This is a genomic window from Pseudoalteromonas byunsanensis (assembly GCF_001854475.1).
Lineage (GTDB): Bacteria > Pseudomonadota > Gammaproteobacteria > Enterobacterales > Alteromonadaceae > Pseudoalteromonas > Pseudoalteromonas byunsanensis.
Window position 1 is genome coordinate 311,838 of record NZ_MNAN01000034.1, and the last position, 24,962, is coordinate 336,799.

20 protein-coding genes are annotated in these 24,962 nt (G+C 42.8%); 12 read left to right on the forward strand and 8 right to left on the reverse strand.

The features are described from left to right. Positions 1-354 precede the first annotated feature (354 nt). From BIW53_RS15670 to BIW53_RS15685, 4 genes are all read left to right on the forward strand, one after another. Positions 355-1,368 (forward strand): fibrinogen-like YCDxxxxGGGW domain-containing protein, encoded by a 1,014-nt coding sequence (locus BIW53_RS15670; RefSeq protein WP_070992974.1) that lies wholly within the window; start codon positions 355-357, stop codon positions 1,366-1,368. Positions 1,369-2,031: 663 nt separating this feature from the next. Beyond that, complete coding sequence (gene nudB, locus BIW53_RS15675; protein ID WP_070992975.1) at positions 2,032-2,469, forward strand: dihydroneopterin triphosphate diphosphatase; 438 nt, start codon at positions 2,032-2,034, stop codon at positions 2,467-2,469. A 262-nt stretch (positions 2,470-2,731) separates the two neighbouring features. Next, positions 2,732-3,685: an SPFH domain-containing protein gene (locus tag BIW53_RS15680; protein ID WP_070992976.1), complete on the forward strand. Its 954-nt coding sequence runs from the start codon at positions 2,732-2,734 to the stop codon at positions 3,683-3,685. A 4-nt stretch (positions 3,686-3,689) separates the two neighbouring features. Further along, complete coding sequence (locus BIW53_RS15685; RefSeq protein ID WP_070992977.1) at positions 3,690-4,142, forward strand: NfeD family protein; 453 nt, start codon at positions 3,690-3,692, stop codon at positions 4,140-4,142. A 79-nt stretch (positions 4,143-4,221) separates the two neighbouring features. On the opposite strand, the gene BIW53_RS15690 is transcribed toward BIW53_RS15685, so the two are convergent. Next, positions 4,222-5,616, reverse strand: coding sequence for a YHYH protein (locus BIW53_RS15690; RefSeq protein WP_070992978.1), 1,395 nt, complete (start codon positions 5,614-5,616; stop codon positions 4,222-4,224). A 186-nt stretch (positions 5,617-5,802) separates the two neighbouring features. Further along, entirely contained in the window at positions 5,803-6,873 is a 1,071-nt protein-coding gene (locus tag BIW53_RS15695; protein ID WP_070992979.1) for an SGNH/GDSL hydrolase family protein, read from the reverse strand. 217 nt (positions 6,874-7,090) lie between these two features. Between BIW53_RS15695 and BIW53_RS15700 the strand changes: the two genes are divergently transcribed. After that, complete coding sequence (locus tag BIW53_RS15700; protein ID WP_070992980.1) at positions 7,091-9,091, forward strand: leucine-rich repeat domain-containing protein; 2,001 nt, start codon at positions 7,091-7,093, stop codon at positions 9,089-9,091. 196 nt (positions 9,092-9,287) lie between these two features. Here the strand turns inward: BIW53_RS15700 and ahpF are convergent, their stop codons facing one another. Beyond that, positions 9,288-10,865 (reverse strand): alkyl hydroperoxide reductase subunit F, encoded by a 1,578-nt coding sequence (ahpF, locus tag BIW53_RS15705; RefSeq protein WP_070992981.1) that lies wholly within the window; start codon positions 10,863-10,865, stop codon positions 9,288-9,290. Between the two features lie 58 nt (positions 10,866-10,923). Next, positions 10,924-11,493, reverse strand: coding sequence for an alkyl hydroperoxide reductase subunit C (gene ahpC / locus BIW53_RS15710; RefSeq protein ID WP_070992982.1), 570 nt, complete (start codon positions 11,491-11,493; stop codon positions 10,924-10,926). Between the two features lie 265 nt (positions 11,494-11,758). Here ahpC and BIW53_RS15715 point away from each other — a divergent pair, with 265 nt between their 5' ends. The 4 genes from BIW53_RS15715 (at position 11,759) to BIW53_RS15730 (ending at position 15,055) form a co-directional block, all read left to right on the forward strand. Further along, positions 11,759-12,184 carry a DUF3429 domain-containing protein gene (locus tag BIW53_RS15715; RefSeq protein WP_070992983.1) on the forward strand — a complete coding sequence of 142 codons (426 nt, stop codon included), beginning with the start codon at positions 11,759-11,761 and terminating at the stop codon, positions 12,182-12,184. Positions 12,185-12,248: 64 nt separating this feature from the next. Beyond that, complete coding sequence (locus BIW53_RS15720; RefSeq protein WP_084228190.1) at positions 12,249-13,100, forward strand: GGDEF domain-containing protein; 852 nt, start codon at positions 12,249-12,251, stop codon at positions 13,098-13,100. A gap of 89 nt (positions 13,101-13,189) precedes the next feature. Further along, on the forward strand, positions 13,190-13,984 hold the full coding sequence (locus tag BIW53_RS15725; protein WP_070992984.1) for a Rossmann-like fold-containing protein: 795 nt from the start codon (positions 13,190-13,192) through the stop codon (positions 13,982-13,984). A gap of 216 nt (positions 13,985-14,200) precedes the next feature. Then, the gene (locus tag BIW53_RS15730; protein WP_070992985.1) at positions 14,201-15,055 is read left to right on the forward strand and encodes an EamA family transporter; all 855 of its coding nucleotides are present in this window, start codon (positions 14,201-14,203) and stop codon (positions 15,053-15,055) included. Between the two features lie 97 nt (positions 15,056-15,152). On the opposite strand, the gene BIW53_RS15735 is transcribed toward BIW53_RS15730, so the two are convergent. Continuing rightward, entirely contained in the window at positions 15,153-16,109 is a 957-nt protein-coding gene (locus BIW53_RS15735) for a S41 family peptidase (protein WP_070992986.1), read from the reverse strand. A gap of 469 nt (positions 16,110-16,578) precedes the next feature. Further along, complete coding sequence (locus tag BIW53_RS15745) at positions 16,579-19,080, reverse strand: S9 family peptidase (protein WP_084228191.1); 2,502 nt, start codon at positions 19,078-19,080, stop codon at positions 16,579-16,581. A 175-nt stretch (positions 19,081-19,255) separates the two neighbouring features. Here BIW53_RS15745 and BIW53_RS15750 point away from each other — a divergent pair, with 175 nt between their 5' ends. The 3 genes from BIW53_RS15750 (at position 19,256) to BIW53_RS15760 (ending at position 22,854) form a co-directional block, all read left to right on the forward strand. Further along, positions 19,256-20,269 carry a LacI family DNA-binding transcriptional regulator gene (locus BIW53_RS15750; RefSeq protein WP_070992988.1) on the forward strand — a complete coding sequence of 338 codons (1,014 nt, stop codon included), beginning with the start codon at positions 19,256-19,258 and terminating at the stop codon, positions 20,267-20,269. Then, positions 20,266-21,501, forward strand: a complete 1,236-nt coding sequence (locus BIW53_RS15755) for a glycosyltransferase (protein ID WP_070992989.1) — start codon at positions 20,266-20,268, stop codon at positions 21,499-21,501. Before BIW53_RS15750 ends, BIW53_RS15755 begins: the two co-directional genes overlap by 4 nt. 126 nt (positions 21,502-21,627) lie before the next feature. After that, entirely contained in the window at positions 21,628-22,854 is a 1,227-nt protein-coding gene (locus tag BIW53_RS15760; protein WP_084228192.1) for a threonine/serine exporter family protein, read from the forward strand. 21 nt (positions 22,855-22,875) lie between these two features. Here the strand turns inward: BIW53_RS15760 and BIW53_RS15765 are convergent, their stop codons facing one another. Then, positions 22,876-23,895 carry a M48 family metallopeptidase gene (locus BIW53_RS15765; RefSeq protein WP_217495717.1) on the reverse strand — a complete coding sequence of 340 codons (1,020 nt, stop codon included), beginning with the start codon at positions 23,893-23,895 and terminating at the stop codon, positions 22,876-22,878. A gap of 1 nt (position 23,896) precedes the next feature. Then, entirely contained in the window at positions 23,897-24,955 is a 1,059-nt protein-coding gene (locus tag BIW53_RS15770; protein WP_070992990.1) for a YjgN family protein, read from the reverse strand. Between the last annotated feature and the right edge of the window lie 7 nt (positions 24,956-24,962).

The following is a 24,962-nucleotide window of genomic DNA, read 5'->3' on the forward strand; positions in this document are numbered from 1 at the left end:
CATATTTGAGAAGGAGCGACTCAATCATTTTGATTAACTTGATAATAGCCACACAATACAATAGCGAAATATCGTTCTATTGATGTTGGAAAACTACTCATTAGACAATCAATTAGGCAGACTGCACGAAACAATGCTTCCTAGCTTAAATATTACCCCACGACAAGCTGGTGAACATAAATATGAAGAGCTCCAAGGTTTGTATTTAAGGAAACTCATAAACCACAACGCATCTAAGCTTTCAACTCAGTCCCTTTTTCCGTTATATTCATCAAGTGTATTACTAACCCAAACGTAGTACACGATTTCAAAAGGTATATACCTACAACATCCACAATAATGAAGATAAATATTATGAAACTAAACGGAATTTATGCTGCACTGTTCGCAGCAAGCTTTGCTACTTATTCGCAAGTTGAGTTAAGCACGCCACATACCATTGTTTATGACACGCTTTCAGATGGACAAGTTACCAACCAACATAGCGTTGAATACGATTTTAAAGGGCAAAACAGCCACTTTGTTGCTCACAATCAAACTGAGGTTTTGTCGGGCACTGTAAATCACGCTCAGCAGCTCATTCACTTTCAAATCACAGAGTCCTCCCAAAATAACGTAAAGTATTTCACAGGCAGCGTCAGTGGTACCGGCTTTCAGGGTACATGGTATTCCAGTCAAGGTGAAAAGGGAGATTGGCAAATTGGTACCAATCAGCAATCAGCTTTTTATACATGCCGAGAAATTTTACAGGCAGGGCAAAGTTCAGGCGATGGCTTATACGAAATCATGACCGACAACAATGAAACGCTACAAGTTTATTGTGACATGACCACCGATGGAGGTGGCTGGACCTTAGTCGGCAGCTATCCTAAAAACAGAATTGGTGGCATTGCCAGAATTTCTGAATATGGTACTGAACCTGCAACAACTCCTATCAATCCTACCCAAGTCTGGATGTTTAGAGGAAGCTTAAGCTACTTCGCAGATGCGAGGGAGCAAGTGGCCTGTTCACAAGCACAATGTGCGGATGGAAAATCAGTGTACGGAACTAATATGCCAACATTGGAACTTGAACACATTAGAAGCTCATGGGCATACGCCGACAAGGTAGAAGCAATGCCACAACGTACAGACATTCCGACCTGTCGCACCGACCTCAATGATGTAAATACTTCTGTAGAGGGATGTACCAAACCAGAATATCTCAACTCAGCTAACCCAAATACCTTTGTTGGATGGCAAGCTGATGTGAATGGCAGTTATTGCTGGGCCGCTCTTGGTACATACCAGTCAACTAAGCTGGGCTCTTCGCTATGTCAGGGGGTGACACCAAATGGCACAAGATGGGCACTACTTTGGATGCGCTAAAACGCTTTTTTTAACTCGACTACTATGAGTTGTAGCGCTGACCAATTGGTATCGACAAAAAGCGTGTAATGCACGCTTTTTCTTCATAAAAAAACAGTTTCATCTAGTCACTATAGCCTTTATGTATTTACCGACTTCCACAATTACCAACTCACAAATCCCCCAATGTTTATGTCAATAAAAGCTCTTCCCTGAGCAATAAGATTTGGAACTGCTTTGAGCAATTAGGAATTGCTAGGCGCACTTTGACAGCCAAATATGGAAATAAAATGGAGACATCGACATTTACCACACTCTTTACAAATCCTTATGCTTTTGGCTAAAAGGTAAACAAAAAAAACACCATGTATAACCATGATTTTTATAGATATAAATAAATATTTTTAATTATTTAGCCTCAAATGTTAAATTGGTGTTTACATTTAATATACATAATTGTATTATCTTTCTCGCATTAAAAGCATTATCTCCTTTGAAAAGTAGATATCGCTGATACCAACAAGGATGTTGGTGGTGTTTTATCTTCCTTAAAGCACACTGTTTAGGTGTTGTTATTTTAGCAGGCCCATTTTTGGGCCTGCTTTTTTTCTGGCTTTAAAACTTCATATCTAACAACTGCATATGGTGATACCATAACGCTTTATTCTTCGCCCTTTAGTCGCTATGTCCTTAAGAAAACCAGTTTCTGTGCTAGTCGTGATTTACAACGATATAGGTGAGTTTTTACTTATCCGCCGCGCCGATGATGCCAGCTTTTGGCAGTCAGTAACAGGCGGTGTTGAACATCATGAATCCCCCTTGCAAACCGCTTATCGAGAACTAAAAGAAGAAACAGGTATCGATGCAAGAGCACTTGGTATTGAAATTGTTGATCACCAACATAGCAACCAATATAAGATCAGAGAATGTTGGCTACATCGCTATATCACTGGGGCTAAAGTTAATACCGAGCATGTATTTAGTATTTGTGTACCCAAGGACGTTGAAGTAACACTCGACCCTAATGAGCATACTCAATACCTGTGGCTAAGTCAGTCTGAAGCCATAGATAAAGCTTGGTCGCCCAGCAATGCAAAAGAGATAAGCAATATTAAAGTATAAAACCTTAGTGATTGCATTTTTATAAATACCCCTCCTATAATGAACCCAAACGAGATACAAATAGGTACTGTCAAGTTAAACAAAAACAGTGATTATTTATAGTGATTTGGAGCCTACCTATCATGCTCACTCTCCCAGATTCTATTAAAGGGATAACAGGCTTTATAAATACCCCAATCGTCGTTTTAGCATTGGCTACTTTAGGTGCAATAAACAATAATCAATAATCAAAAACGTCAAAGCGCTTTTTGCGAGGAATATCATGGAACCATTAAGTCAGATTTTAGAAGTTTTATTTAACATTGAAGTTGTCTTGCTTATTTTTGTGGTGGTGGTGCTCAAAAGCAGCATCAAATTTGTACCACAAAACCGGGCTTGGCTGGTTGAACGTTTTGGTAAATACCAATCAACCAAAGAAGCAGGTCTTAACTTTATCGTACCGTTTATAGACCGTGTCGCAGCCGACAGAAGCTTAAAAGAACAAGCGGTTGATGTGCCTTCTCAGTCAGCTATTACCAAAGATAACATCTCACTTATCGTTGATGGAGTACTTTATTTTCGCGTTCTTGACCCATACAAAGCCTCCTACGGCGTTGATGACTACGTTTTTGCCGTTACACAGTTAGCGCAAACCACAATGCGTAGCGAGCTTGGCAAAATGGAGCTGGATAAAACCTTTGAAGAACGCGACTTATTGAATACCAATATTGTGGCGGCTATTAACAGCGCCTCTGAGCCATGGGGTATTCAAGTACTACGCTATGAAATTAAAGACATTGTGCCACCTAATTCGGTAATGGAAGCGATGGAAGCACAAATGAAAGCCGAGCGTGTTAAACGCGCTCAAATACTTGAGTCTGAGGGTGATAGGCAGGCTGCTATCAACGTAGCTGAGGGTAAAAAGCAAGCGCAAGTACTTGCAGCTGAAGGTGAGAAAGCGGAGCAAATCTTAAGCGCCGAGGGTGAAGCTCAAGCTATTCTTGCGGTCGCACAAGCACAAGCTGAGGCGCTACGTAAAGTGGGTGAAGCCGCCGACACGCAAGCGGGGCAAAAAGCGATACAACTGGACCTTGCTACTAAAGCTATCGCTGCAAAACAAGCCATTGCTAAAGAGTCGTCAGTTGTTCTATTACCAGATTCTGGCACCGATGCCAGCTCGCTGGTTGCGCAAGGTATGGCTATTATTAACTCTATAAACAAACAACAAAAAGGGTAAATAAATGGCGTTCGTATTAGACAACTTAGCACAATCGCTCATCATCGTTGGGATCTTGGCGTTAGTGATTGAAGTTGCAGTGCTGGGGTTTGCCACATTTGTTTTGCTGTTTTTGGGGTTATCGCTGATCTTTAGCGGCACCATGATGTACGCAGGATTACTGAGCGAAGATTGGCTCAGTGCACTTTGGGTCAATGCTGTATTGACCTTTGTACTGGCGCTAATACTTTGGAAACCCTTACTTAGGCTGCAACAATCATCAAGCGAAAAAGCGCTGGGCAGTGACTTTGCTGATATTGATTTTGTGCTTGAAGCCGATTTAAACGCTGAGCACAAGCAATATCACAGTTACTCAGGTATTCAGTGGCAACTAAAAAGTGAACAACCTATCAGCAAAGGCACACGCGTTAAAGTGGTCAAAAAAGAAGTCGGTGTAATGTGGGTCAAAGCCATTTAGCCTAGCCACCATCACGACAAATAAAAAACTGGCAGTGCTCGGCTGCCAGTGTTTGCACTTAAACTAAAGGTTAACTGCACTATTGTTCATGTGAGTGTAACTCACTGTGATCATGCAGTAGATTGCTTAAAGCGTTTCCTGTGGGTCTAAACGAGTCATTGACTTGACCACGATAACACCCTACCACCCATGGAAAACTATCGGTAATGTAATATCCGTACTGCCCATCTCTAACCATGCCATTGCACTCATCTAAATCTCCTAAGTTCGCAACATACTGCCAATCAGAGCGAAATTGACCATCATAGTTGTCGCTGGCAACCTCCCCGACACCACCTTGAGGCGTTTGATAGCCGCTAATATCTTGCCTCTTTCCGCCATTATTCTTAAGGGTATAGCTTGGTGTGGCTTTGCGTACTTCACCATTCACTTCTATGCACGGCCCGTAAATTGGAAAACCATCCGCCGCAAAACCAATCACAGGAGACACCACTTGGCAATCTTGGTTAAACATGGCTTTGGGATTACCGTGGTAATGATAACGTCCGTTGGGTTGTGGATGAGCATTGTGGCTATCAGTACCAAAAGAGTTAAGCGGTGACATGGGATCATAGCGCCACGGGTGATCACTTTGGTTAGCGCCACATCCGATTTTCTCTCTCCCTAAAGGCTCATTACCAACACCATAGCAAGCAGCAGCCATGATATCCACGCTGACTCCATTTAGAAAAACTCCGTTTGATACACCAATTTCAACCGCTGTGGTATTACTAGACAGCACAGGCGCTACAGGTACGCTGTACACGGCTGACTGCTCACTAACATCCGTGGCAAATTGTGCCAGGGCATCATTAAAGTCATGGTTTGGAATTTCATTGACGCTAAAAGTACAGGTATTGCCATCACTGGTGATAGACACATCACCGCTAAAATCCAACCCTCTTTGTATATCAATTACATAAGATTCATAGTTGCCGACATAGGACGCACAAGATGCCTCTTGTTTGGTGAATACCACATTAGTAATATCCTGAGATTGTGAAGTCACTTGAGTCGCATTAATGATGACTTCATCTTGAGCGCTACCTTTACCGTCTGATACGGTTAAACTAATTCGGTATGCTCCTTGTATGTCTGGCACGAAAAAAGCACTAACCGAACTGCTATTTTCGATGGTTGTTTGACTATTTTCAGGACGCTCAAGCATGCTCCACTGATAACTTAATGCGTCACCATCTTCATCACTACTTGCGCTACCACTGAGCGTCAATGTTTGACCAACACCAATATCTCTGTCTGCCCCGGCATTCGCCTCTGGCAGAGTGTTGCTAACGTCGCTAGGTTGCTCATTGTTATCTAACGATGGCGTGGTGCTTGCGCTATTGGAACCGCCACAACCACATAAAGACGCAGCACCTATAAGCGCAATCAGCAGTGTACGAAACTGCAACTTATCAATCACCTTAGTTTTCATAACCCCTCCAAAACACCTTTGATTGTTTGTAGACAAATAAAAACTAGTGCGTAAATGAGGAATAAATAAGGAAGTGTACGGCCAAGGCTATGTTTATTTTTTACACGCCTTTAAAGTGAGGAGTTTATAATTTACGGTGTAGTGCTTATGCTCGCAACCACACCGCCAAAAGAGTCTCCGCTTAGTTTATAGCAATTGTTTCGCGTTAATAAAATCAACCAGTTGTTGAGCGATTTCTTGATGTTCTTGCTTTGTTGGGTGCCAAATACAGCCACTCAATGCAGAGCTAAATGGTTGTGAGTATAATTCTCCCTGTCCTTTTTCATTCAGTAATGCGATGGCTTGATTGGTTGCGGGAATGATCAAGTCATATGGATAAGCAGGCCTTGGCATCATCAAGATAGGCTGATTTGGATAACGGCCACGTAACGTCGTTACAAATTCTACCATGCGCTTAACCCATGCTTGTTTAACCTCCTGAATATCAGCCCAAGGTTCGTGGGCTTGAGGGTCGGTGCTAAAATCATTAGTGCCCACTTCCAACACTATTAGGCTGGGAAACTTATCTTCAAAACTACGGGTATCTTCAAATACCGCGCCTGCTTTGTCGTAGTAATAAGGTAAGTTATGATGTGGCTGATTACCGCTCCAGTTGCGAATAAGGCCAAGGCCCGATGCTGACAATTGCGTAAAACTAGCATTGAGCATTTGCGCACTCACATAGGGAAACGCCAGTCGTGCATTACTGCTCTCAACCACTTCTGGCCATGTGCAGTCTCGTTTATTTGACTCACTGCCAAAACCCGCACTGATGGAATCACCGATATATAAAATGTGTTTTTGCTGCTGCCAAACACCGTCTATTGCACCATCTACCTCAAAACTCAGGATCTGGCTGAAATTGGCTGGGTCTTCTGAGCGTTTTACCACTTCGATTTCAACATTGGCAACATCTTGTTGATGAAATAATGAGTAGGTTTGCGGCTGGCCGCTGTAGTCGGTGACGATCTTTTTATGTAGTTTGCCATCAACCAATACGTCAAACTGGTTGCCTAACCCCACCATAGTCACAGAGAGACTGCGGCCTTTAAGTCGGGTTTTAAAATTGGTTCCCGGCCAGTTAATATTGACCTGACCTGAGTCATAGTGCTTATCTGTGCGGCCTTCATAACCAATCGCGTGATGAGTCGCCGGTAACGTAGCCCCGTGAGCCAGTGCGCTTGACAGCAATAGCGAAAGTAAACCTGCCTTGTACATGTTGTTTGTTCCTTAGTTAGGTTAAAAATACAACATAAATTTAACTTCCCTGATAGGCAATCGAGTTTTATTCATGTTAAGAAACAGTATTAATTTGAAAGTTATCAATTAAACTTTTTTTAAACTCCAAAGATCAAATTAACGACAAAAACACACATTAAACGTTTACATTTATGGTACATTTGCATCCCAACTTACACCTAAATTAAGAACAAGAATGTTACAAAAAGTATTCGTCATTTTGATTTCCCTAACTTTAATGGCCTGTGGAGGGTCTGGTGGAGAAACAACACAACAGAGCCATTCAACTAATGGTAGCCAAAGCGGATCAACTAATGATAGTCAAGACGGATCAACTAATGATAGTCAAGGCGGTTCAACGAGCAACCCTCAGATAGCCATCAAACTCAATGACGTGCCTACCTCTGTTGATGAACGTCACCACTTTAGCATTACTGCCGAAATCGAAGATCAAGAAGTGAATAACTTTAACTTTAAATGGGAGCAAACTGCAGGTCCATTAATGCTGTTACTGGACAGTGACACTTACGAATTAGCTGCTGACACTCACCAAATAACCGCTATCGCCCCCAGTCTTGATGACAATGAAAGTGCCACCGTCTCCATAAAGCTTACCGTTAGTAACAGCCAAGGCATAAAAGCAACCACGACTTTTGACATACAAGTAACGGCATACCCACCACTTAATACAGAGCACATTGCAGATGAGCATTTACTAAGCTGTATTAACAACTCTCATCACAGTACGGCCAACAAAGATTCGCATTTACGCAGATTGTGGTGCGATGGTTACAAAATAAGTACCCTAGCCGGACTCTCGCACTTCGCAGACCTGCGTGCACTTAATCTTACGGATGCATCAATTACCGATATTTCAGAGTTGAAAAATGTCCCTACTTTAGAAGAACTACAACTACTCAGAGCACTGAGCCCAGAGTCAGATAAACACGTAATCATCAGTCAACTTGAGCAACTCGAGCAATTAAAAGAGCTCGTACTGTCTGAGCAGTTATCATACGCTGACATCAACTTCGATAAATTGAAAAGCCTTAACCTAATAGAACTGAATTACAGCGATAAAGATGTATACTTCTCAAATGAAACACTTAAAAAGCTTTCAACACTGAGACTATACTTTGTCGATCTCAGCCCAGATACACAGCTAAATAGCCTTGCTAATATCAAGTCGCTTATAATGTACCGTACCAATGTAGAAGATTTCAGCTTTCTTGGACATCTGAGTGACCTTTCTCTGCTCATTTTAGGAGGCTCTACACAATTAGATTTGTCCAATATTACCTTAAGTGAAAATATTAATTTATTAGATTTATCCGGCTTTTCATTGACAGGCACTGATGCATTAAAGCCCCTCACGAACGTAGAAAGGATGATTCTTAGCTTCTTAGATATTGATTCAGTTGATTTTTTAAGTGAGTACACGAAATTAATAGAGCTTGAGATAATGGGTAATCCTGACATAACGACTTTTGAGGCGCTCCGTAATGCTCAAGAGCTAAACAGATTAACAATTAGTGGCTCCGTAAACGCAGATTACTCTGTAATTCAGAATCTTAAAAAGTTAGAACATTTGGAAATACTCAGTGGCCTTGCTGACAAATACATTTCTTTCGATACATCCTTGTTGAGCGGGCTATCAGAGCTACGGAGTCTCACCATTAACTTCGATGTATTCGATGGTGAAAAGCTGAATAACCTACACGATCTAAGGAATATCACAGTTATTGGTAATAGTGTGCTTTCATTTCCTTCACTTAGCCAAATGCCCAATGTGTCACAGTTAGTGTTGAAAGCAAAAAATCAGCAAAGTATGTTGTCGAGTTTGCAAGGCCTTGATAAAAATGAGTCTATCCGTTCTTTGCAACTTTCAGGATTCAAAGACTTAATTGACATAACTGAACTGGCAAATCTAACCACCTTGACTGAATTAACATTAGGCAAATTACCAGCATCGGATCTCAGCGTACTTAAAAAACTTACCCAATTGGAAAGGCTAATCATCACAGATCACAGCGTATTTTTTGATATAGAGGCGATAACGCAGCTATCTCAGTTAACGCACCTTGAAATTCGCAACAGTAAAATTACCTGTGAAGATGAAGAAAAACTACGCAATTTAGACAATGTAAGAGTGTACTTAGCTAACACCTGTGTTTCATCCAAAGAAAATGAAACGTAATGGAACTTTTTATTAATTTGGTAGCCTATTAAAAGGATGCTACTAGATTTCTAATCTATAAATAAAACGCCAGAGCTTGCTCTGGCGTTTTTGTTTTAATTGATCGATAGCCATAGCAAAAAAAGCCACCTTAACTCCTAAGGTGGCTTTACATTGCTGGGTGTTGCCAGCCACCTAACAGGCTGGCTTGCAATGATCAGGCTGCCCGCTCTTCATCATTTTGTTGCGCGTGGCGAATTAAATAATCAAAGGCACCTAAGCTTGCTGTTGCCCCTGAACCCATAGCAATGATAATTTGCTTAAATGGTTCAGTGGTTGCATCTCCCGCGCCATATACCCCAGGCATCGAGGTCGCCCCTTTGTTATCAATTTCTATCTCACCAAATTTGGTTAGAGTCACCGGTGAGTCCTTTAAAAACTCGGTGTTTGGCACCAAACCAATCTGCACGAAAATTCCCGCGAGTGCCAGCTCATGGTTTTGCTGTGTCACTCTGTCTGTGTAACGCAACCCCGTCACACGTTTGCCATCTCCTAGCACTTCTGTGGTTTGGGCATTTTTAATGATGGTAATATTGCTCAAGCTATTGGCTTTTTTAATCAGCACCTCATCTGCGCGCAATGTATCAGCAAATTCCAGCACGGTGACATGCTCAACGATATTAGCCAAATCAATTGCCGCTTCAATACCTGAATTACCCCCACCAATTACGGCCACAGGTTTACCTTTGAATAATGGACCATCACAGTGTGGGCAATATGCTACACCACGTCCTTTGTATTCGGTTTCACCTGGTACATTCATATTTCTCCAACGTGCGCCTGTGGCCAGAATAATTGACTTGGCTTTAAGGGTCGCGCCGCTCTCAAGCTCTACATTAAGCAACTGATCTCGATAAATGTTAGCCGCCCTTTGTCCTGCCATCACATCCACATCGTATTGCTTGACGTGTTCCTCTAGTTGAGCCACTAGTTTCGGCCCTTCAGTGGCTTTAACGGAGATAAAGTTTTCGATACTCATGGTGTCAGCAACTTGGCCCCCAAAGCGCTCAGCAACCACCCCCGTGTTTAAGCCTTTACGAGCTGCATACACCGCCGCAGATGCCCCCGCAGGGCCACCGCCAACAACCAGTACATCAAACACTTCTTTGTCATTTAGCTTAGCCGCTTGTTTAGCCGCAGCGTTTACATCCACCTTATTAAGAATGTCAGTGAGTGTCACTGCGCCTTGAGAGAATAGCTCACCATTTAAGTAAACCGCAGGTACAGCTAATACGTTGCGCTCATTCACTTCGTCTTGAAATAACGCGCCATCAATCATGGTGGTTTTGATTAACGGATTAAGTGCAGCCATTAAGTTCAACGCCTGAACCACCTGTGGACAGGTTTGGCAGCTCAATGAAATGTACATTTCAAAATTCAGTTCGATATCTAGCGCCTGTATCTGAGCAATTTCATCTTGAGATGCCTTCGTTGGATGTCCGCCACTTTGCAACACCGCCAGCACCAATGACGTAAATTCATGACCCATCGGCACACCCGCAAACTGAATATGTGTCTCACGCTTTGGTGAATAGAGCGTCATACTTGGCCTGCGTACTTCGGTATCAGGGTTGTTTGTTACAGTGATTAGGTCACTTAGCGATGCTAAGTCTGTTGCTAACGCCTCTAATTCTTTGGCTTTATTGCTGTCATCGAGTGCAATGACCAGCTCAACAGGATCTTTTAAGGCGCTGAAATGGCTTGAAAGTTGATTTTTAATATTTTGGTCTAACATGCTTGGTCATCCTCACAGCAATTGAAAAAGCAGGGGTGGGTTTGCCACCCCGTTCTATTTAGATTTTGCCTACTAGGTCAAGTGAAGGTGCCAATGTTTCTTCACCTGGCTGCCAAGAAGCTGGGCATACTTCACCATCGTGGCTAGCAATGTACTGTGCCGCTTGTACTTTACGTACTAGCTCTTTGGCGCTTCGACCAATACCTAAATCATGTGTTTCAATCACTTTGATTTCGCCTTCAGGGTTAATTACGAATGTGCCGCGCAGTGCTAACCCCTCATCTTCAATCATTACACCGAAGTTACGAGTAATTCGCCCTGTTGGGTCACCAATCATAGGGAATTGGATTTTCTTAATAGTTTCAGATGCATCGTGCCAAGCTTTGTGAGTAAAGTGAGTGTCTGTTGACACTGAATACACTTCAACACCCATTTCTTGCAACTGTGCATAGTAATCAGCCAAATCACCCAATTCTGTAGGGCAAACAAAGGTAAAATCAGCTGGGTAGAAAAATACGATTGACCATTTACCAAGTAAGTCCTTTTCGCTCACTGCAACGAAATCGCCATTATGGTAAGCCGTTGCATTGAATGGTTGAATTTTTGTGTTGATCAATGATGTAGTCATAATTTAACTCTCTTAGTTTTGTTTAATGTCGATGACGAGCTAAGCTGTTCAGCTCGCCTTGCTTGGTTACTAAGATAGTGATGTTGAGTGATCAAATAAAATAGATTGTTTGGATTAGTTCAATCAGTTTTTTAGATTAAACTATGTTTATGCGGTGCCAAAGTGATCTTTTATCGATTGTTTTGCATAGAAATTATAACCGCGGCCAACGCTGCGTTATACTCGCAGAAGTTCACTGTTTTAAAATCCTATTATTGAGGAAATCATGCACCCTTTCTTAAATCATATTCAATTGGGCTATTATGGCGTTCTTCCTTTTTTGGCCTGTGTATTTTGGTCATTGTTGCTTGGCTCTTCCTTATTAGCAATTGAGGCGTTTTCCCTATACAGCATGGGTATTTTAGCGTTTATGGCAGGAACACTTTGGCGTGCAGGAGAGCAATCCTATACTCACGCGGTGATGGCCGTACTGGTCGTGATCCCCTTCCCATTACTGGTGTTCGTCTCTGCAACCAATGCCTTGATATATTTAGCTATCTGCTTTCCTTTGGTGCTGTTGTTCGAACGTGGAATGCCTGCTTGGCAGCAATATCACAAGGATTATCACAGGATGCGCTATGTTTTGACGTCAGTGGTATTTGTTTGTCATTTGTTTATGATTGCTCAAAGTATTGAGCTAACAAGAATTTAAATAGTCTGCTATACCTTTAAAAGACAATCCTAGGCCTGAACCTAGGCCAAAGTGTGAGTAACAAATGATACAAAAACTAATCATTGCGCTGATTTGGGCTTTCGGTCTTGCCCTGCTGGCTTGGGTTTTTTCGAGAGCAAGCGTAGATATTGGCTCAGTTGAGGAGGTGCTGTGGTTTTGCTTATCAGCCTCAGCCATTACGTTAGTTGCACCACAGTTAAGCAGTAAACCCCTAGTTTTTGGCTGGTCTTTTTATTGTTTGGGGTTATTGCTTGATATCTTTGATGAGTTCATTGGTCATGACATCGTTCCTGTTTTAGTCCTTGATACCTCTTTGAAAAGTTTAGGGTTTGTACTTGTTTGTTACGGTATGTTGGTACTGCTGTCATCTAAAAAAGTCACCATAGCTAAACTCAATTTAGAAATAGCAAGTCGTAAACAACTTGAAGAAAAGCTGCGTTACGAAGCCCACCACGATCCACTGACTCATATAGGTAATCGCAAGGCCTGTTTTGCAAAGTTCTCAAATTTAAGCGAGCAGTTCCAATGGCTTTATTATTTTGACTTAGATAACTTTAAACAAGCGAATGATACATACGGACATCATATAGGCGATGAAGTACTCGAAAAGTTTGCTGGAGCCCTAAAAGAGCATTTTGATGAAGAAGCGGTGTTTCGCTTAGGTGGCGACGAGTTTGTGGCATTTAGCAAGCGCAGTCCTGAAGAATGCAAAGAGCTGAGAACTCTTATCAACCCCTCTTTGGTAGAATATCAGGTAGACGTGAGCATAGGAACAGCCGAGACTGATAAACATCAAGAGCCAGATAAGATACTGCAAATGGCTGATAACAAAATGTACAAAGACAAATCTAGAACCTCAAGCCGTTCGCGCAGTGGTAAAGCTAAACCCTCCTGAGGCTTTCTTTAGTAGTGTTAAAATCCCTGTAAGATTTTCATTACCAGCAATGCTATAATCTCGGCCGTTTTTACTTTGATGTTCTTTTTATGATTATAGATACACAATGGCGCATACTCACTGTAGGTGATGGCGACTTAAGTTTTTCACATGCGCTTCAATCACGCCTAGGTGCAGGCCAACTCACCGCCAGTACCTATGACAGCGAAAAAACCATTCGTGATAAATATCAGCACCATGCGTTAGAGTTACTGAACGCATCTAACACTCCATATCTGAGCGAGTTTGATGTAACCGCTCGCGATAGTTGGCAACGCCTAGCACAACCTCACTATGATTTGGCTATCTTTCAGTTTCCGTTACTACCCGCCTTTAGCGACCAAGCAGATTTTGAGCAGCAACAATATTCAATCAATACGCTAAATCGTAGCCTATTACGCCAATTTCTCGATAATGCTTATCGCTATGCTTTAGACCCAACAGGCCCTATGCTGTGCTATATCACCTCTAAAGACGTTAAACCATACTGTGAGTGGGATCTCGAAGGCACTCTAAGCTTAAATAGTAAAATGAACTATTTAGGCCAACACCCTTTTGATATCTCACAGTTTCCCGGATATAAAATTCGCAATGTAGACAGAGACAAACACGTCAAAGACACCAGTGGCACTACTTACGTTTTTTCCGCTAAAGAAAACCTGACATTGCAACAGCAACTCCACGTCCCACACTATTTGCAAGACAATCATTGTAGCTTTTGCAGAGCTGGCCCATTTCATAGCGAAGCGGACACACAAGCTCACTACAATTCGAAAAAACACCGCACTATGCTAAAGCATCAACAGCATTGGCAACGTTTTTTGGCATCATACCGCTCATCATAGCAAACCGGGATTTTTAAGGGCTGGGTTTCTTCCGTATGAAGACCTGATCTAGAAACATTAGTAACTAGAAAATCGCAATAAAGTTACCTAATGTAAATGTAGAGAAACTTAGCAGTAAAACCAATGAATAATGTATACAAAAACCTTGCTGCGCTATCTTGAGGCCTTTAGACTAGGCGTCTTGCGTAAAATAAGTGTGAGAGAGAATCAAGCTGAATGAAACTAACCAATCGAGATTTCTTGTTTGCGGTATTGTGTTTACTGATTGCAATGATAACCATTCAATCGGGCGCATCAATTGCAAAACAATTATTTCCTCATGTTGGACCTGAAGGCACAACCGCGTATCGTTTAGGCTTCTCTGCGATCATTTTGTGTCTGGTATTTCAGCCGTGGCGATGTATTCCCGCCAACAAAAAGCCCATCTTGATCTATGGATTGTGTTTGGGTGGCATGAACATCACGTTTTATTACGCGATTGAGCGTATTCCGCTTGGCATTGGCGTGGCGCTCGAATTCACAGGGCCTTTGGCTGTTGCTTTGTTTGCTTCTAAGCGAAAACGAGATTATGTGTGGGTATTGTTTGCTCTGCTGGGAATTTTACTGCTACTTCCCGATATGAGCAGTGCACAAGGACTCGACCCAATTGGTGTGTTGCTGGCCCTGATAGCTGGTGCCTGTTGGGCTGGTTATATTCTATTTGGTAAGAAAACTGGCAGTCAAGGGTCAGGTGGCGCTACCGTCGCCTTAGGCATGAGTGTTGCGGCCATTGCAGTCGTGCCACTGGGCGTTGCGTCTCAAGGTGCTGCATTATTAAATTGGGAGTTAATCCCTTTAGGTATCATGATTGGGGTACTCTCAAGTGCACTCCCCTATAGCTTAGAGATGGTTGCCCTGCGGAACATGCCAGCACAGGGGTTTAGCATAATGATGAGTCTAGAGCCGGCGATTGCTGCGTTAGCAGGGCTCATGATCCTTGGTGAACTACTGAGCATCTGGCAGTGGCTGGCCATTTTTATGGTGATCATTGCATCAGTTGGTAGCTCGCTGTCTAGCAGCAAAGCACACTAAAGCTTTATTGTTAACGCTATAAAATAACCCGCAAGCAAAAGGTTAACCTAAATTGCCAACTTAAAATGCGGTGACGATGGTCGCCACCGCAAATCCATTACTCCTTGGCAAGTGCCCTAGCTAGCGCTTGTTCTTTGGGCACCGCAATATCAGGCTTAACACCCACTTGCTCCCAATTAGAGCCTGTTTTTGGGTTGAGGGGTCGCAACATTGGTAGCCTCAACACCAACCAATCATTGATTTTTCTTACTCCTGTGCCATGTGCCAGTCCTTCTGTTTGTTCACCAATAACACGCGCTCTACCTAAATGTTTCAATGTGTAGGTGAAAAACTCAGCGGCACTGATCACTTTACTGCTTGTTAAAATGGTAATCGGAATAGTTTTTAGGTTCTTGTGAACCTCAACCGAATAGCTATCGACCCGATGACTAAACCCATCTCTTGTATGAATATCCCACAAATGCGTGTTATCCTTCACAAAATGACTGATCAAATGTGCCACCAATTCCATAGACCCACCGGTGCACTCTCTTAAGTCGATAATCAGGTGAAAAGTATGACTCAAGAAGTTGAGCGCATGTGTAGCCACTTGTTTGGCGCGCTCGTCGGGATGAAATTTATTGAATTTTAAGTAGCCAACATTGCCACTTAGCACTTTGGCCTGCTCAAAAGCAAAGTTATTTATCCGCTTCTCATCAGACTCTTGTAGGATATGAGTAACCACTTTATCAGGTCGCATCGATACAAGACCAAGATGACCATCTTTACTTAGAATGCGCAGCTGTTGTCCCACTTCATCGATAAACTGCGCACGCGTAGTAATATGGTTAAATTGGCCGTTCGCTTCTAAGTCGAACAATGCTGACACAACCTGATTGGCCACTTTGGGCAACACATAACCTTGCTCAATTTGATTGCTGAGCAAATGAATCGTCTGGACGCGTTGTTGCGCGCTAATGGCTTCGTCTAAACTTGCATTCGCGTCACTAAATAAACATATCACCAAGCAAAAAACGCTCAGCACGCGGTTAAGAAAATTGTATTTTGTATTCATGACTTTTCCTTTAATTTATAAATAATTCAAAAAGTTAAATTACAAACTAAAGGGATAAAGAATGGCTGGTGTGTCTTTTGAGTATATTGTTATTACGCCACAGTGAAAAGCGCAGCTTGGCGAGAGATTGGCACCGACAGTACCAGGGTATCAAGGACAAAAAAAGTCTTGGCAAATACGCAATACAACTGACACAAAGCAAAGCAAAAACGAATAACAAAATCGCTTGAGGCATACTTTGGTATACATGCAAAAATTGCTGTGCTTGGCTGAGAGCCCTTGGTTGCGCTTGGCTTTTTTGTGCTTTTCCTTCGAGCTGGAATACAGCGGTATCCACTACGAATGTATTTCCTCGTAACTCGCTGCTATCTAGCGGTGCAAGTACTAACAGCCAACCACACAAAAACAGAGCTGACGCAACCGCCAGCACTGTATAAACTTTGTGAATCAGCCGTTTGCAATACATAGATTAATGAACGGGCTCAACAGTGGTGTCATCATCACCTGAGACAAGGTTGTCAGGCTGTTGTTCACCTTTTGTACCTTCCTCAAAAGCAGGGGGCTTTGGAAACAGATACGTGTCTAACCACTGCTCCTGTTCCCACAAAACATGCAGGATACTTTCACGTGCACGATAACCGTGCCCTTCATTGGGAAGCATCACTAATCGTGCTTGCTTACCTAACCCTTTGAGTGCTGCATACATACGCTCTGACTGCATTGGGAAGGTGCCCGAATTGGGATCTTTATCGCCGTGGATCATCAACATAGGCTCATTAATTTTCTCTGCATGGAAAAACGGAGACATACTCGCGTACACGTCCTGAGCTTCCCAAAAATCACGCTCTTCGCCTTGAAAACCAAACGGTGTCAAACTGCGATTGTATGCGCCACTGCGCGCAATACCTGCAACAAATAAATCAGAATGGGCTAGTAAGTTCGCGACCATAAACGCGCCATATGAATGCCCAGCTATGGCTATTTTATCCGCATCAGCCACCCCTTTGGTAACCAATACATCAACCGCAGCTTTGGCACTTGCGACTAGCTGTTTTCTAAAATTATCATTGGGCAATGCATTACCCTCGCCTACAATTGGCATTTTAGGGTCGTCAAATACAGCTATACCTTTGGCTAAGTAAGGCATCGGCCCCCAATAGCCAAAATAAGGGAATTCATAGGGTGACTCACGCACCTGAGAAGCTACACTTTTATCTTTATATTCAAGTGGGTACGCCCACATCAAAACAGGCAGTGGCCCCTGAGTCACATCATAATTTGCAGGTAGGTAAAGGTTCCCTGTCAACTCAACGCCGTCATCTCTAGTATATTTTACTTGCTCTTTGGTCACGCCATTGAATTCTGGATAGGGGTGCTCGTAACGGGTAAGCTGCGTTAAAGTATCAAAATTTAAATCGCGAATGAAAAAGTTAGGTTGCTCAGTTTGTGACTCTCTAACTGTAACAAATCGCATACCCTCGTCATCCAATAGGCCTTTTACGCGTTCATAATAAGGGGCTTGTGATTGCCAAATACGCGTCGAGCTATTGGTTTTTACATCGTAACGGTCTAAGAAAGGTTGATTACCCGCCTTTGACGCACCATCACCATGCAAGAACAGATAACGCCCACCTATGAGCTTTAATACTCTTGACCCCAAGTCACTGCGCGTGTACACAAACTGACCAGGGTTTTTGTACGCATCGTTATAACTGCGCTCAGAGAATATTACTCGGTTTTGATCAGCCGCTCTTGGGGCAATGACAGAGGTACGTATGCTTCGGTCACTAAAACGCCATTCACTGAGCAAAGCAACTTCATCATCAGCCCATTCTATAGAAGAGAAACGACGCTCAACCTTGGCAAATAACTCGGGTTCACGTTTAAATGGTGCACTAATGGTATACAGATAATCATGATGTGGCACATCTTGTTTCATATTGCCACCATCTTGCGCCTCCGCCCACATTACTGTTGCCCCTTGATCAGCACGCCACTGAAACTCTCGTGGCCCTGTGCGAACGCTATCAAAACCCTTAGGTATATTCTCAGCTAAAGACTGCCTTGCAAGCTCATACAAAGGGTAGCCCGTCATACCCCAAACTTGCCAAACACTGGCAAATCGCTGATAAGGTACTTGATAAGAAAATGGTTCATCTATCATACCCACAATGAGACTCGTTGAATCTGGCGATACAGCAAACGATTTCATCAAAGTAGGCTTGCCTATACCTTTAATTGGTCCATTCAGTGGTACCTTTGCCAATTGCCCTTGCGCGTAAAATTTGAATTCTGCTTCATCAAATGGCGTTTTAAGTAGATTTTGATAAGTTCTAGCAGGGGCTTTTTCGCCACTACTTTGTTGGACGATAGGCACAACAGACTGTGCTTTTGGTTTTAGCGTTGGTTGACCATGATTAACCGCAAAATTAACCACAATAGCATGGCTATCAGGTAACCAGTAATAAGGGGTTGCAGTCACCACACCATTGAGTGTTGATTCGGTGAGCTGGCGAGCCAAGCGCTCTTTTATGTCGTAAACCCACAATGTAGCATCAGCTTCTTGTTCAACAATAAAGCTCAGGTATCGACTATCTGGCGACCACTGCACTGAGCGCAGCACAGCATCAGCTGGGATCCCCTGAGGACGTACCACAGAACCGGTATCGACATGTTTAAACTCTAATGATAAGTAGGTACGACGAGACTCACGCATAAAAGTTTTTGGATTAAACTTAATACCCGCCAGTGCTTTTTCTGATAGTGTCAGTTCATCCAGTGTTAGAACCCTTTTACGTTCCAACAATGCCAACCATTTACCATCATGACTAAGTAAACTCGAAGGAAGTAATTTTGCATCCACTAGTTTTGCCAGCGCAGGAGAAGGTACTTGGTACCCTTGTTGCTGTGCAACCGCACCAAAGATTGGCGCCATTATAAAAATTACTAATCCTATAAATAAACGCTTCATTTTATTTCCATCCTACCCTATGCATTCAACCGAGCATCATATACTTAATTATTCGAAAATTCAGCCATATCAGTCAATTTTCGCCAAAGCTTACGCTTTTGTGACTCGCCAATTTACGCTAAAATAGCCACCACTTCCACATTTCAACGCCGCCTGCTTGGCAATATGAGCAACCATGACTAAAACTACCAAGCCCGAAAAAGTTACGATTTGGGACGTTGCGGCCGCAGCAGGCGTGTCTAAATCCACAGTATCGCTGGTACTTACACAAAGTGATAAGGTAAGCAATAAAAGTAAACAGCGAGTACTTGATGCAATTGAACAACTAGGTTACGTATACAACCGTGACGCGGCCGCCCTTCGCAGTAAACGCTCTAACTTGGTTGCGCTAGTTATCAATGACCTTACAAACCCTTACTCTGCTAAGTTAGCTGTCGCTTTAGAGTCCTATATTTACGGGTTAGGTATGGTGCCAATGCTGGTAAATACAGCTGAAAGCGCTGAGCGTCAAACACAAATCGTCAATACCCTAAAAGAGTATAATGTCTGTGCATTTATTATGTGTCCTGCGCCTAATACCGACCGAAAATGGCAGGAACAACTGATCCATGCCGGGTTTCCTGTGATCAACATCATGCGAGAGGTCGACTACTGCAGCGCACCTTGTATTTTACCTGATTATAAAAAAGGTACGTACCTCGCAACCTGCCATATGTTAGAGCAAGGGATCACTGAGTTGGCTTTTTTGGGAGGCACTGTAAATATTTCCAATCACCATGAACGAGTAGCTGGGTTTACGTCCGCACTTGAGCGGCACGACATCAACCGAATATTACCAATTATAGAAGCCCCAACAAGCCGCCAAGGGGGGATTGATGCTTTTACACAACTCATGCAAAGTGCACCTAGTACCAAAGCTATTGTCTGTTCAAGCGATATGATAGCATTCGGCGCTATGGATGCCATGCGTCAGCAAGGTTTGGAACCTGGCAAAGATATAAAAATAATCGGCTTCGAAGATTTAGAGGACTCACGCCTCATACAACCATCACTGTCATCTGTATCTATTGATACCCATGAAATTGGCAAACGCACCTGCCAGGCACTTTCAGAGTTACTAGAACAATCACAACCAGCGGTTCGTACACTGGTTGATGTGTCACTTCAACTAAGAGAATCATCTTTGTGAGTAAACAAGTTTTAATCATCGGCTATGTTTGGCCAGAACCTAATTCTTCGGCTGCGGGCAGCCATATGATGTCACTACTTCGCTTTTTTAAAGCGCAACAATGGCAAGTAGAATTTGCAAGCCCAGCACAAGTTACAGAGCATATGGTCGATTTAGCGCAAGAAGGCATAACCAGTAAAAGTATTGCGCTCAATTGCAGTAGTTTTGATGAGTATATTCAAGCATTACAACCTGATATCGTTATGTTTGACCGTTTTATGATGGAAGAACAATTCGGCTGGCGAGTCGATAAATTTGCCCCCTATGCACTAAAGATATTAGACACCGAAGATCTACAGTGTTTACGAAACGCCCGCCATGAAGCGTATAAAGCTCAGCGTGAATTAACACTCAACGACTTACACTCAGATTTAGCTAAACGAGAAATGGCGGCGATCTTACGTTGTGACCTCAGCCTAATCATCTCAAGCTTTGAAATGACGTTGCTGGCCGATACTTATAAGATAGACAACTCACTGTTACATTACTTACCTTTTATGGTTGACCTTAACAACCTACCAACAGACACGCCTGAGTTTGAGCAACGCCAGCATTTTATGACCATAGGTAACTTTCGTCATGCTCCTAATTGGGATGCCGTATTATATTTACAACAAATATGGCCGCTTATACGTAAACAGTTACCAAAAGCCGAACTACACATTTACGGCTCATATCCGCCACCTAAAGCAACGGCACTACACAACCCTAAAACAGGCTTCCTTATCAAAGGTTGGGCTGAAGATGCACTTGAGGTAATGAAAAATAGCCGCCTTTGTCTTGCTCCTCTGAGGTTTGGCGCTGGTATAAAGGGAAAGTTACTCGAAGCGATGATCACACAAACGCCCAGTATCACCACTTCAATTGGTGCGGAAGGTATGCACCTAGATTTACCTTGGCCCGGAGCAATAGCCAACGAAGCGCAACAATTTGCCGATGCAGCAGTCGATCTTTATTGCGATAAACAAGCCTACGAACAGGCGCAAGGTTGCGCACAGACTATCCTCTCTCGCGTGTACCAAAAAGAACAACTAGAGAGCTTGTTAATCAACAAAATTAATAATATAAGCAAAAATTTAGAGCAGCATAGGCAGGCTAATTTCACGGGCCAAATGCTCAAGCATCATACCATGCGTAGCACGCAATACATGGCGCAATGGATTGAAGCAAAAAATGTCAATAAAAATCGTTAAATAGCCTAGACTTTGCAATGAAAGCGATTAGAATGCGCAGCAACTCCAATCGCTACATTTATCACCAAAAATAATACTTTTGTCTGATATGTGTATTGTCATTCTTTTATTTTAGGTTTCACGCAGTTGAACACAGCTACCTTTACCCAAAAACGCAAGTTTATTGTTAAACTTGGAAAAATGTTGCACAAATACGGCACGCCCGCTTATCGGCTCGAAGCACACCTCATGGAAGTGGCAACACACTTGGGTTTAAAATCATCATTTGTTATGTCTCCTACGTCGGTAACATTCGTAATCTGGACAGAAGGACATGAAGAAGAATATACCCATGTCGCACGTGTGGACCCTGGCGATCACGATTTAGGTTCGTTAGCAGATACTGACGATGTGGTGAGCAAAGTACTCACAGGCCAACTCACTATCGAGCAAGCTGATGCTGATCTGGATACCATCAGCAAACAAAAAGCACCATACAGCAAATTACTGACTGGCTTTGCATTTTCAGTATCTGGCGCTGCGTTTGCAATGTTGATGGGCACGAGTTGGAATGATGTACTTTGGTCAGGCGTGTTCTCAGTTTTGGTTTTTCTATTTGTACTTTGGTCAGGCCGTTCAAAACGTGTGACACACATGCTTGAACCACTGGTCGCAATTGTAGCGGCTATCGGTGCGTGTGCGGTTAGCAGTTATGTCGACCCAAGTATTAATATTCGGTTAGTCATTTTATCAGCCATCATTGTATTTATCCCAGGTCTAGCATTGGCATTGGCATTTGCAGAGCTCTCTTCGCGCCACTTAGTATCTGGTACAGCAAGGGTTATGGACTCGCTAATGTTGTTGTTCAAACTTTATTTTGGTGCGTTTTTAGGCATTAGTATTGGATTTTATCTATTTGGCACAACAGACTTTGTACAGCCAGATCCATTACCAAAGTGGACCGCTTGGCTGGCCATTCTATTGCTGTGTACTAGCTTGATCATCATTTTCAGGACCAAACTAAAGCACGCTAGTTGGTCAATTGCTTCTGGTTTTATCGCATACGCTGCCAGTATCAGTGCTGCGGTATACTTTGACTATTCTATTGGTGCGTTCGTTGGCGCATTTGCAGTAGGGGTATTTAGTAACCTATTCAACCGTATCGTCGATGCCCCGGCCTCAATTGTAGCCATGCAAGGTTTGATTGTGCTGGTGCCAGGTTCAAAAACCTACATCGGTCTTAACTCGCTCATTGAAGGGCAAAGCTTTATTCATGCGGATCATATCGGACAACAAACATTCCTAATCTTTATGTCTCTGGTTGCGGGCCTTATCTTTGCTAACGTGGCATTGCCCCCCAAAAAAGCCTTGTAACAAGGGACGCATTGCGTCCCTTTACTTTGAGTTTTGATAATTCATCGCTCGTTGGATACGAGTTTCAACCTGTGGATGGGTAGATAAATACTTTGACCAATCATTTTGCTCACTTTGTCTTTCGTGCGATATCAACTTTAATGCAGTTGCAAAGTCTGCGGCTTTATAACCATAAGTCTCAAGATTGTGTAGTGCATAATCATCTGCTTGGCGTTCCATATCTTGTGAAAACTGTTGCTGCATTATCGCACTGCCTACACCCAAAGTTAGCTCAGCAATACCTTGTAGATCACCAAATATCACTGCAAGCGCCACAGTTGAAGCGACCGATTGCGCGGCAATTCTCATACTATGCTGATGCTCAACATGCCCAATTTCATGCAATAACACCGCTCTGAGTGCCTCAGGGTGTTGCGCAAGCTTTGTGACCAGCGCATCGGTTACGACAATCTGTCCATGGGGGAGCGCAAAGGCATTCGCACCGAAAAAATCAGAGCGATAAAATCCTAAGCGGTATTTTTCATTACTCAGCCTCAGTTGCGCTAATGAATTCTGCCACAGAATATTAATTTCTGTCTGTTGCGCTATATCTAGTTCAGTGGGTTCCAGTGCTACTTTTTCTATTAGCAGCATTGACTGTTCACCCGTTGTTTTTGCAACACCATCGGGCAACAAAGTGACTGCACTGGCTGCAACATTTGGCACCACAACGAAAAACAACAAATATATGAGCAATGGACACAACACAATGGATGAGAGCACCAAAGCCTTGTGCTTTTCGCAGCGTTCAATAAACCCTGAATCAAAGTCAGACTTTAGACGAAAATTGACGTCATCAGGCAAGAAACGGCTACCATCAGGCAGAGTAATATCTTGTGCTTGCCCCGATATTGCCACACCGAGTTGAATGTCTGTCAAAGGTGCAAGCAGCTTAGTACCATCATCATTGATAAGCGTCATTTGCCCATTACTACAGTGCAAAGTGTAGTCTGCGCTGACATTGCAGCCAGCGCTATATAGTTTTCCCGTAATTTCCTGCATATTAAGTTAATGAAATATCAACATCGAAAACGTTCGCAGCTTCTTCAGCAAACGACGACTGATTGGCTTGCTGAACGTTAACTACCTGCTCTGCTTCTGGATGAAGATGCACAACTGTAGCAGCCGCTAACATTTTAGCCTTACGCACTTTAGCCCAAGGAAAAGCTAACCCTAGCGTGAACACAATTGCTAACACATTGGTCACATTAAGTATAACGTAATCAACAGGTTCAAGACCCGATTCAAATTCCGCTACGCCTTCGATATGGCTATTGTTATAGACGTGATTCCGCACCATTGCTTGATAGGCTGATGTCACTATCATAACCAAACTGAGCTGCATTAACAGCACGATACCCGTAATAATTTGCGGGCTTTCAGAGAAACTAGCTCCAGTAACCATTGCCAAAATAGCAACTACAATCCCGATCCCAATAGACATACAGAAGCAGGCAAAAGCAATCGAATAGTATTCTCTTGTAGATAGCTGAGTATTTAACTTTTTATCACCATAGTGAATATTGTTGTGGATATAGCTATCAATGCGTTTGAGTACCCATGGCAGCAATAGATACAAAGTGAAAATACTCAGCACTGGCAACAATACAAAATTAACAAAAGCATCTTTGTATCGACCTTTAAATGAGAACTGAACATTACGATAACGTGTCATTCTCAAGTTAAAACGTAACCCTTGATTGATTATCCATGGTAACGCGATACACCAAACCACGATAAGTAGTAATGCAATCACTGAGAAATAGGTACTAGATACAACGTACAAAGCGAAACAAGCTATAGCCAGCAGCCTGCCTTTCAAGATTTGCAGCGGTGTTGCCAGATAATCAAACCTATGACCATTAATCAAGGTATGGCCAAAAAAATACTGCTTGTTTCTTACCGTGGCCCACGCCGAATAAATACCCAGCGTGGCAATCGTAAATAGAATATTGACTATCCAAATGCTGAAGTAACTGCGCGTATCGCCAGTAAATTGCACTTCGTGCTTTTGTGTTTGTGAAGCCCTGTTTTCAACTACTTCTCTAGACTCTAAGTCCATTTAAAAC